This window comes from Clostridia bacterium (assembly GCA_017394805.1).
Classification (GTDB): Bacteria; Bacillota; Clostridia; order Christensenellales; family CAG-1252; genus RUG14300.
Genome location: JAFPXC010000032.1, coordinates 1 through 10567, shown reverse-complemented (window position 1 = coordinate 10567; position 10567 = coordinate 1). Strand labels below are relative to the sequence as shown.

7 protein-coding genes and 1 tRNA gene are annotated in these 10567 nt (G+C 55.5%); 7 read left to right on the top strand and 1 reads right to left on the bottom strand.

The window, feature by feature from the left end; genetic code table 11:
• Positions 1 to 321: 321 nt before the first annotated feature.
• Positions 322 to 397 (bottom strand) — tRNA-Met (locus II896_07825).
• 493 nt (positions 398 to 890) lie between these two features.
• Between II896_07825 and II896_07820 the strand changes: the two genes are divergently transcribed.
• The 7 genes from II896_07820 to II896_07790 all read left to right on the top strand — a co-directional run bounded on the left by II896_07820 (position 891) and on the right by II896_07790 (position 9939).
• Entirely contained in the window at positions 891 to 1385 is a 495-nt protein-coding gene (locus II896_07820; GenBank protein MBQ4444541.1) for an NUDIX domain-containing protein, read from the top strand.
• Entirely contained in the window at positions 1382 to 1960 is a 579-nt protein-coding gene (locus tag II896_07815) for a 3'-5' exonuclease (protein ID MBQ4444540.1), read from the top strand. Before II896_07820 ends, II896_07815 begins: the two co-directional genes overlap by 4 nt.
• A 128-nt stretch (positions 1961 to 2088) precedes the next feature.
• Positions 2089 to 2652, top strand: a complete 564-nt coding sequence (locus II896_07810; protein ID MBQ4444539.1) for a hypothetical protein — start codon at positions 2089 to 2091, stop codon at positions 2650 to 2652.
• A gap of 99 nt (positions 2653 to 2751) precedes the next feature.
• Entirely contained in the window at positions 2752 to 3285 is a 534-nt protein-coding gene (locus II896_07805; GenBank protein MBQ4444538.1) for an RNA polymerase sigma factor, read from the top strand.
• A complete protein-coding gene (locus tag II896_07800) occupies positions 3272 to 5413 on the top strand; it encodes a beta-propeller domain-containing protein (GenBank protein MBQ4444537.1) in 2142 nt (713 codons plus the stop codon). Before II896_07805 ends, II896_07800 begins: the two co-directional genes overlap by 14 nt.
• Positions 5414 to 5628: 215 nt before the next feature.
• Positions 5629 to 8034 (top strand): helix-turn-helix transcriptional regulator, encoded by a 2406-nt coding sequence (locus II896_07795; protein ID MBQ4444536.1) that lies wholly within the window; start codon positions 5629 to 5631, stop codon positions 8032 to 8034.
• A gap of 279 nt (positions 8035 to 8313) precedes the next feature.
• On the top strand, positions 8314 to 9939 hold the full coding sequence (locus II896_07790) for a helix-turn-helix domain-containing protein (GenBank protein ID MBQ4444535.1): 1626 nt from the start codon (positions 8314 to 8316) through the stop codon (positions 9937 to 9939).
• The last annotated feature ends 628 nt before the right edge of the window (positions 9940 to 10567 follow it).

Sequence of the window (10567 nt, the reverse complement as noted above, 5' to 3'; positions counted from 1 at the left end):
AAGGATAACGATCTGCTTGGCAAATTCTTTGGATTTATCACGGAGAACGCTGTCAGCCATGGTTATCACCTCAAAAAGATCATAACATAAAGACACAAATCTATCAAGTTATATTGCCACCGATGGTGGCAGTGATATTGTCCCTTCGGGTCAGTTATATTTTGCGGCTGCGCCGCAAAGTTATATTATATTCGCCCTCAAACTGCGCGCAGCGCAATATAACTCGGCGTGAGCCGAATAGAACTGCAACGCAATATAACTCGCCGCAGGCGAATATAACTAAAAGAAACCTAATTTGGTAGACAAATCAGGTTTCTTTCATGGTTGCGGGGGAGGGACTTGAACCCTCGACCTCCGGGTTATGAGCCCGACGAGCTACCGGCTGCTCTACCCCGCGACGTGACTATACTATAATACGCCATTGGGTTGCGTTTGTCAACCGATTGGCGACGGTTTTTTGCGTTGTTGTTCGGAGAATCACGCCGATTGGCGTCGATTCTTGCCGATTGAGCCGTCGATTGGTGCGGCGGCGCGGCGTAGCATGGAGGGGTTCCGAACAACAAGTTCTCCCGTGGAGTCTTAGGTTGGTGCTCGGGGCAGGGCAACGGCGCGAAATGGCTAAGAAACAAAGGAGGCCTCGCCCTCTTGCCCGAGCACGGTGGAGAACACTTATCTAATAGGACGGGTTTGGGGCGTTGTCAACATAGAAATCGAACATTTCGCGAAAAAATGCCGAGACAGCGCGACGGGGTGCGGAAGATGGCGCGCGCACCTTGACAACCGAGCGGAATCGCCCTATAATGAAAGGCGGGCGAAGGACGTCCCAAAAACGTGTACGGCGTCGAAAACCCCGTGACGTATGGGGGTATTTGCGCCCAAAAGGAAGACGTATGGAATTGGATTACGGATTTACCAAGGAGAACTATTGGTTTCGGTACCGTGCGGCGGCGATCATCGTGGAGGACGGCTACGTGCTCTTTGCCGGCAACGAAAACGAGGACTACCTCTATTCGATAGGCGGCGGCGTACACGCGGGCGAGACCTCGCAAGAGGCCGTGGAACGCGAAGTGTACGAGGAGACGGGCGTTCGGTACGCAGTGGACCGCTTGGCCGCCGTACACGAAAACTTCTTTATGGGTCACGGCGGCGAATGGGAGGGCCTGGTGTGTCACGAGGTGTGCTTCTACTACCTGATGAAACCCCGCGGCAGTCGCACGCTCGACGCGCACGGCGTTACGCACGGCGTACGGGAAGAGGTGCATTGGGTACCCGTGGCGCAGTTGGACGAGGTGCGCGCCTATCCCACTTTTTTCGCCGAGTATTTGCGCCGAAAACCGCGTGAGATATGGCATATCGTGACGGACGAAACGGAAGGTAAGCGATGACGGACAGACAAGCGCGCGTGCTCAAACGCCCCGACAAAGGGCAAAATCTGTGGGCGTTTCCCGACGACTACACCGTGGTGGACGTGGAGACCAACACCGTGGTGGACGGCGTGTTGGACCTCATCGAAGTGTCCGCTCTGCGGGTGCGCGACGACGTGCCCGTTGCGTCTTTTTCTTCTCTCGTGCGCCCGCACGAGTCCGTCACCTACTTCATACAAGGGCTGACGGGCATCACGGACGATATGGTATGGCCCGCGCCTTTGCCGAGGGACGTATTGCCCGAATTCCGCGCCTTTTTGGACGACGACGTGCTCGTCGGTCACAACGTCAACTTCGACGTCAACACCCTCTACGACAATTTCGTGCGCTATTTGTGCGCCACCTTGCCCAACGATTTCGTGGACGTATTGCGCCTGTCGCGCAAGATGCTACCCGACCTAGCGCACCATCGGCAGACCTATATCGCCGAGTATTTCGGCATCGACACCACGGGCGCCCACCGTGCGCTCACCGATTGCGAAATTTGCCACCGCAACTACCAAAAACTCAAAGCAATGTGGCGAAACGGGGCGTAAAACGCGTGATTTTGCGCGGGCAAAAGGTTCGCTATTGACATACGCCCGCATTTCGTATATAATAATTACTTAGGAAAGCGATTTTCGCCGAGGCGGAAGTCGATTCGTCGGCAAAAGGAGAATGCATTATGAGCAAAGTGAAGAGCCGCACGCCCTGCTTCGTGGCGGGGTGCTTGGTGGTAGCCGTCATCTTTATCGTCGTAGTCGTCATGCTGGGCGTCCTCTTTTTGCACATTCCCGCGTCCAAATCGTTCAGCGAGCGCATGGGACGGGACGGCAAGTTGAACGCCGTGCATATCGAGGGCGAATACGGCCTGGATCTGGCGCAACTCAGCGACCAATCCCGCAATATCTACCAGACGCTCCAATCCGAATATCAGGTGGCGGGCGCCAAGTCTTCCGCGGACGAAGAAGGCGGCTCGACGCTCGGCGCGCCGTTCAAGTGCAACGCCATCGTGGAGTACTATTCCAAAGCCGAGGAAGAGGGCAGCAAGAACTACGTCTACGGTATGCTCATCTATACGGATAGCATCAAGACGGCCTACGACGTGTTCACTACCTACTATCGCATCGCCAATGAGCAGGGCACGGACTTCTCCCAAACCGAATATTTCCTGTTCGTGCGCGGCAACGCCGTTTTCGTGGGCAATAACCGCGCCTTCCTCAAAGCGTATATGAACAATTTGTTCTAAAAATCACAACAACAAAGAGGGAATCGCCTTTCGGGGCGATTTTTTCGAAAAACGGTGAGTAAAACTTTTTTCTCGTTCGTTATATAGGCGAGGTACCCTATGACTACCGACAAAGAGAACACCCAAATCCGCACGCCCGAAGAAGTGGCGGCGTTGGTGGCAGCGGTCAGCGACGATTTGGTGCGCTATGCTCTTTGTATGGTCGGCGAGATCAACGCGGCCGAGGAGATCGCCCTCAAAGCCATTGCGGATTTCGTCTACCGCAACGCCTATCGCCGCCTGTCCAAGGGGTACTTGTGGCGGGTGGCCTACGCGCGGTCGGTGGACTACTTGCGCAAGAAGCGGCACGAAACGCCCTTCGAGGGGGTGGCGGACGCATTGACGGCGCCCGAAACCGCGGAAGAGAGCGCCGAAGCGGCCGAGCGGCGGCGGGTACTCCTGCGGGCGTTGTCGTCGATACCCATAGACTACCGCCACGCGGTGTACCTGTGCTATCTGAAGGGCTTTTCGCCCGAGGAGACGGCGCGGATCATGGGGAAGACCGTCAAGCAAACGTACAATCTGCTTTCGCGCGGGAAGGTTGCCTTGAAAGAATGGCTCGAGAAGGAGGGATACAAGTATGAAGACCTATGAGGAACGCACGCAGGCCGTGCTGGATATGGTGGAGAAAAAGCGTCGCCGCCGTCGCGCCATCGTGGCGACGGTGTCGTCCGTCGTACCGTGTCTGGTGGTGCTGATGGTGACGTTGGCCGTGTTCTTGCCCACCGCGGGCGGGTTGTCGTCCGACAAGTCGGTCGAAATGGCCGCCGACCGCTCTTCCTCGTCGCCGTACGGCGAAAGCGCGGCGAACGGCAACCCCAAGGCCGATTCCTCTGTTGATCAAGCTCCCCTTTACGATCATCCCACCGAGCAAGCCCAAGCGGGGGCGGATACGCGTGAAGAGCCGTCCGCCATTGCCGAGTTGCCTGCGTTGCCCACGCGGGTGGACTCGTATGCGGCCCTGACCGATTTGGTCGAAACCGTCAAAGATACTATCGGGCGAGAGAATATCCATTATGTGAACGGGCGCGGCTATTATCAAGGCAACGAATACTACGTCCAAAATCAGCAGATCGATTGGGGCGTATACGAGTATCCGAAGTACGAGGGTACGGCGAGCGATGGGGCGTACGTCGGAAGCGACGACTATTTTTGTTACCTGACTCGATTTGCGGGGGAGGCCGACGCCTACGAAGAGCAGGTCGGCAACCAAGTGCGTACCTACTATCACGCCCGCCGCTTGCGCATACGCTTTTATCGCAAAGCGGGTTTGGAAACCGCGCTTGCCGCAACGTTTGAGTTTGCGCCGTTCGGGCAGGACGTCGATTATATAGACAAGTATGCGATGAGCGTCTTAGACGATGGCAAGACGGCCTTCGTGACGTGCTACGGCACGGGCGGCCATATCGGCGGCGCCACCGCCGTGTTTGTTTTGGACGTTTCGGATATAGAGCACGTCGTCGTCAAAGAAAAGCGCGTTTTGCCGGGCGGAAATTACGTTTCCTCTCGCGTCATTGACGGCAGATTGTTTTTGCAAACCGCTCATTTTATGAGCGAAAGTGCGGTCGATCCCGACGATCCGTCCACGTTTGTTCCCTACGTGCTCGACGGCGACCGCAAGATACTCGTCGCGCCCACCGAGATAGATTGCACGATACCCAACTATAACTATCATTATACGGCGTTGACCATGTTTGACGAAAACCTGTCGATACTCGGCCAAAGCGCCGTGATGGTATCTTCCGTTACCTACCCGACGAGCGTCTGCCGTTTTGGAGACGGGCGCGTGTATGTTGCGTGCTTGGACCAAGTCTATCGCGCGACGCGGTCGGGGCTCGTTACGCAAATCGCGTGCCTTGCGTTCGACCGCAACTCCTTGCGTCTTGTCGGCACCGTCGAGGTGGAAGGGTGTGTGCAATCGCAAGAATGGTTGTCGGAAGAGGCGGGCGTGCTGAGCGTCGTGAGCGAGGGACGGGACTATCGTTGGTCTCAATATGAACCCAAAGGCTATTATTACGGTAATGGTATCGACAGCGTCATTTTGACGAGCGTATCCGCGGAAGACCGCACCATACTGGGCGCGTGCAAGCGCCTGAGGACGGAAAGCGACAGCCTGTTCCGCGTGCGCTTGGACCGCCAAACGGCGTACGTGTGTACGGCACGCGCACGAGAGGAAGAGCCTCTGCTTGCTTTCGACCTGTCCGATTCCGCGCATATCACTTGCACGGACGAGGGGACCTTGCCGGGGTTCTATTCGTCGTTGATCCCCTTCGTCGGCGACACCTTGCTCGGCATAGGCGGGAAACACACGGTAGAGGAATACATGGTGACCGCGATGGACCTGTATCGCGTGGAGGAGGGCGAACTCGGCAAAATTGCCGAGGCGAAATACGGACGGTACGAAGGCCTGCAAAACGGATACGAAATAACCGATGGGTGGAGCGGGTACTCTTGCGTGGTGGACCGCGAGCGCGGTCTTATCGGCGGACGGTTTTACTATTATAAGTTGCAGAACACCAAGGACGAAAACGGCAACCCGCAACAGGAAACCGAGAGGAAAGCATATTTCATTCTGACCGCTTATCGGGATGGAGAAATGCGCACCGTCAAGCGTGTGGACGTGACGGCTTTGCAAGGTGCGAACGTGATGCGCGAGGGCAGATTCGTCTATTTGTACGGTGACGGCGGTATAATCACCATCAATCTTGACGAAACGGAGTAGGTCACGTCAGACAAGAACAATCGCGCAATGCGTCGAAAACCCCGCATTTTTGCGGGTTTTTTTGGTACTTTTCGGCCCGATTCTCCATTTTGGAGAGTCGAATTCGGTGCAGTTCTTGATATTTGAGAGGGGATACTCTTTGCAAAGCGACGCCGCAGATGATATAATGAGGGCAAATCAATGCGGCGTCTGTTTCGTCGCACAAAGAGGTACGTATGGATTATTCGGAATTGGCGACGCGAATATGCGCGTTGAGAAAGCAAAGCGGTATGACGCAAAAGCAACTGGCCGAGCGGTTGTCCGTAACGGACAAAACCGTCAGCAAGTGGGAGACGGGGTACACCACGCCCGACATCGAAATGCTGGACAGGTTGTGTAAGGTGTTCGGCTGTACGTTGGACGAGCTGGTACACGGCGAGGACGAAACGACGGAAACGCCCGAAACCCCGACCGAAACGCCGACGGAAGAAGCGCCGCGCCGCGAGGACGCGCCCGTATTCGCGTCGAGCGAGCCAACAGCCCGCCGCCTTTCCAAAGGGGTGATTATCGGCGTCGTGTTGGCCGCGGCGGCGTGTTTGGCCGTGGTGTTTATATGCCTCGCCGTATTCGTGTGGAGCGGGCCGAAGCCCGTGACGGTCGGCGGCGTAAACGGCGACGTGACCGCCGTAAAAGTGGATAAAAACGCACGTACCGTATCTATGACGGCCACAGATGGCGTCAACGCCTTCTCGCTGTCGCAGTTGCAACTGTCGTCGGACGAGGACGCCAAAGTGCGGGCATACGCCGACGCCGCCATGACGAAGGAGTTGACCAACACGATACACTTGTACGAGGGGGGAAATACGTTTTATATACGCATAACGGCGGGCGAGCAGGTCGTTGACTACACCTTGACCGTCAATCGTATAGTGGATGCGGCCACCCATACGCACGTATCACGCGAGTGGACGGTCGTTACCCCCGCCACCTGCACGACGGACGGACTGCGGCAAGCGGTCTGCTCGGATTGCGGCAAGACGTATACCGAAGTCGTCGCCAAAGGGCATACGCCCGTCGTAGACGCGGCGGTCGCGCCTACTTGTCAACACACGGGGTTGACCGAAGGATCGCATTGCGCGGTATGCGGCGCGGTGCTGGTCGAGCAAACGGAACTTGCGAAAATCGACCACGCGTATAGAGTTACGGACGGCCTGTGCGAAATGTGCGGGAAAAGTCGGTATGAGATCGTAACGTCCCAATTTGATAGCCAAATTCTCGAGGACGCTTCCCTCATCGTCGAACGCAATGCCGACGTTCGTCGGGCACTCTCGTTTTCGGACGGGCAAGCCGTCAAGGTCGCGGCGTCGAGAATGAATACGAGCGATACACTATCCACGGGAACGTTTGCATATATGCAAGTAATGGCGTTTTGTCCGAGCGATTATGCTGGTGATAATGTGCCCGCCAACGTGTTCTATATAGGCGTCGAAGTACAAGCGGACGCGACTGCGGAGCAAATAAAAACCGCGCAAAAGGATGCCGCCGAGTATTTGTATACGCTGTTTACGCAAATCAACTCGGGCAAGATATCCGAGAATGCAGCTATCATCATGCCCGCCGGCACCACCATCGACGCTTCCGCGCATGAGTGGGCGCCCGTCAAACACTTCGCCGGTTACTTCGGCACCGACGATTCCGAGCATCCCGTGGTTATCAGCGGCGCTCGTTTGACCAAGGCTACCGGCTACCGCGAAGCGATGACTTTCGAGGGTACGGGTGGCAAGTATTTCGTGACAGGCTTTATCGGAGCCGTGTATGGGGAGGCTACCATAGAGAACGTCCGCTTCACCAAACTGACCGTGGACGAGCCCGCCAGCAACTTCGATATGACTTTGACCACCAAGCAGCATAGCCGCAACGCGGTCGGCGTCGTGGGCGGCGTCATCGACGCGCCCGTAGAGGCCACTACCGTGACCTCGGCTACCAACGTCACCTTGCGCAACATCACCGTTGACAACGACGTCACCATCAAAGGCGCGGCCACCGCGGCGGGCCTTGTGGGCTACGTCGGCGGCGCGGGCGCGAATCGTCGGCTCGTCAACGGCACGTTGACCATTGAGAATTGTCATATATCCGCCGACGTTATCGGCGGCCCCGAGACGGGCAAATACGGCCCTTGTGGCGGCATCATCGGCCACGTCGGGCGCACCGCCGAGGGCGACGGCGAAGACGTCGACGGGGACGCGACGGCAGGGGAGTGCTACGATATCGTTATTCGCAACACCGTCTTCGACGGACGCGTGACGGGGTATCGTTCGGTCGGCACGGCCATCGGCGATATAGATAGCGCGGTAGTCCTCGCGTTCGAGGGCGTATGCGATTTCTCGGGTGCCGAGTTGACTTCGCAGGCTTCGATAAGCGGTCTCGTCAACGCCAACGCGGGCGACGGTATCGTTTATTTCTCCACCGCGAATATGCTCAAATTGGCCACAGGTATGCGCTATTGCGGCGATTTGGATTGGGACGGTACGGACGTGGACGCTCGCAGTGGTTTTGCCAAATACGACACCTTGACGGACGGCCAAGGCAATTTTATCGGCGGCAACAACGGCTCTTTTGCTACGGTCTCCGCGGTGGAGTGAATAGAGCGTAAACGCCAAATGATTTTCATATGACCGAAAGGTCGGTAAAGTGGTGGGCTGTTCACAACAGCCCACTTTTTATATTCGTATATAATGGGAAACTCGCGGGACAAAATCCACACAAAACGCCGAATGAGCGGATATTCTCCCGTGTATTCTCGTTTTCGGATAGCAAAACGGCGCGGTTTCGTTCTAATACGATAGAAAGGATACTACCAAAGCGGTTACAGATATGGTATAATGAAAAAGGCAACCGTGTTGCGGACCAAAGGAGCAAGTATGAACAACAACGAATTAGGAGAACGGATCAGCGCATTGCGCAAGGAATGCGGCCTCACGCAGCGGCAGTTGGCGGAGCAGTTGAACACTACGGACAAGACGATCAGCAAGTGGGAAACGGGGCGTAACGTGCCCGACCTCGACACGCTCAACCGTATGGCCGCGATATTCGGTTGCAATTTGGAAACTCTGGTCAACGGTACCGTCGTCGAGACCGAAACGTCGGCGGGGCGTAGACACCGCGTTTCGTGGCGCGTGTGGATGATTTTGGCCGTCGTTTTGGCGGTCGTGGTCACCGTGGTCACAGTGCCTTCCGTGTTGTTGGGCGGGGAAATCAACGGCCGTACTGCGCGCAAGATCGAGATAGGTATGAACGAAGCAGACATGCTGCTGACGTTAGGTACGCCGCATTCTACGACGTACACGGGTGGAGAGGGTGACGTGCCCGGACAAATCGTCTACCTGTATTTCGAGGCGAGTTTCGAAAAGAAATATCGGCGGCTTCTCAAGTTGACGAGCGAGTTGCCGAAGGACTATTATCGCGGTGGTGCAGTCGGCATTTTCACGGGTGCGGACATCACCGATTGGGAGATGCGAGCCAAAGCGTTTGGGCAATATGCGAAGATGTACGAGGCAATGCAGGACGTGTACGGCACCGTCCATCGGTGCATTGCGGTGTCCGTCAATCGCGACACGCACAAGGTGGACGGCGTGGCATACGACACGCACGCCATTCTCGGCGAAGCGTATAAAACAGAAAAAACGAAAAAGAGCCGTAGCTTTGAATTTAATCAGGAGTTTATTTTGAGCGAATCATCGCTTGCCGAAGGCGGGCTAACGTATAAGGCGAAGTACAGCGACGGCAGTTATCGCGTCGCCGTCGTGTATCAACTGGACGATTTGCCTGCCGCGGCGGACGGTCCATATACCGTTTCCATCGACAACGGCTGGTGCGTCGAACGCGTATTGTTGGTGGCGCACGCCAACAGCGTAACGGTCGTCTGCGACGAAACCGACGGCTCCGTGACGGGCACGGGTTACTACGACGCGGGGCAGTCCGTCACCGTGACGGCCACCGAAGGGAACAATCGTCGCTTCGTCGGGTGGTATGAGGACGGCGAGCAGGTGTCGAGCGATTACGAGTACACCTATGTCAACGAGGGCGCCAAACGTACGCTGGAAGCAAAGTTCGAGATTGCGGACTTCACTAAAGAGCGGGGGTTCGAGGCGTTTCTCGTGACGCGTCACGAGGTCGGCCCCATGATCAGCGGATACAACAAGGCCAGGTATTCGTATCCTCTGACGGAATTGAAAATCCCCGACAAGATTGCCGTTATCGATAGGCGCGCGTTGATGTCTGCGCCGTTCCAGACGCTGACTTGTCCCGATAGTCTGGTTCTCATCGGCGATTCGGCGTTTAGCGATTGTAAAAATCTAAGTACCGTCAACCTCGACGTGAATATTCGCTCCATCGAGGGCAGGGCTTTTTACGGTTGCGTGAACTTGCGCTATATTAATTACGCAGGCACCAAGGCGCAATGGCAAAATGTTTTCAAGGCGAGCAGTTATCTTGAGGGTGTGACTTCGTGCGTGATACATTGCTCGGACGGCAACGTCGCGCCATAGGCGATTGGGCGGGGCGCTTGCGCCCGCGTGGTTTTCGGCTTATGCAACGGCAGGTCAAGGAAATGAGGTACCCGAACGGCTACCTTCTGTGTTTTTGAATGAACGGCGCGGAGGATTTCCCCTTCGCGCCGTTCTTGTACGGAAACCGCAGAAAGACGTTTTATCGTCGCCTTTTGCCACCTTACTATATGTAACGCGGGCGTATATGCGCGAGCGCGTGCGGGCGCATACGCGATATATATAAGGTAGCCACAACATATTGTGGTCAAAGTGTCGAATTATGCCATATATACCCCCTTACAAAATGTATAGAAAAAAAGTTTGAAAAACCGCGAAAAAACGGTTGACAACCGCAAAAGAGGTGTATATAATGACTATGCTAACAAGGAAAGGGTGATTTTGTGCGAAAAAAAGTGCAAAATTCTCCAAAAATATTTGAAAAAAGTATTGACAAGGGGCCTTTTTCGTGTTAGTATAATAAAGCACGTTGAAAAACGTGCATTTGTATCTTGAAAAGTGAATAGATAGGTAAAGAAAGCGAGTGTGTCCTTGTTAATTCGCCTTTGAAAGAGGGCAAACAAGAATATATGAGTTTTAATTTCTTTGAACCAGAAAAACAAACAGTCTT

Bases quoted from the DNA above. Each gene is read 5' to 3' on its own strand.
- II896_07820 (MBQ4444541.1), top strand. From the start codon at position 891: ATGGAATTGGATTACGGATTTACCAAGGAGAACTATTGGTTTCGGTAC.
- II896_07815 (MBQ4444540.1), top strand. From the start codon at position 1,382: ATGACGGACAGACAAGCGCGCGTGCTCAAACGCCCCGACAAAGGGCAA.
- II896_07810 (MBQ4444539.1), top strand. From the start codon at position 2,089: ATGAGCAAAGTGAAGAGCCGCACGCCCTGCTTCGTGGCGGGGTGCTTG.
- II896_07805 (MBQ4444538.1), top strand. From the start codon at position 2,752: ATGACTACCGACAAAGAGAACACCCAAATCCGCACGCCCGAAGAAGTG.
- II896_07800 (MBQ4444537.1), top strand. From the start codon at position 3,272: ATGAAGACCTATGAGGAACGCACGCAGGCCGTGCTGGATATGGTGGAG.
- II896_07795 (MBQ4444536.1), top strand. From the start codon at position 5,629: ATGGATTATTCGGAATTGGCGACGCGAATATGCGCGTTGAGAAAGCAA.
- II896_07790 (MBQ4444535.1), top strand. From the start codon at position 8,314: ATGAACAACAACGAATTAGGAGAACGGATCAGCGCATTGCGCAAGGAA.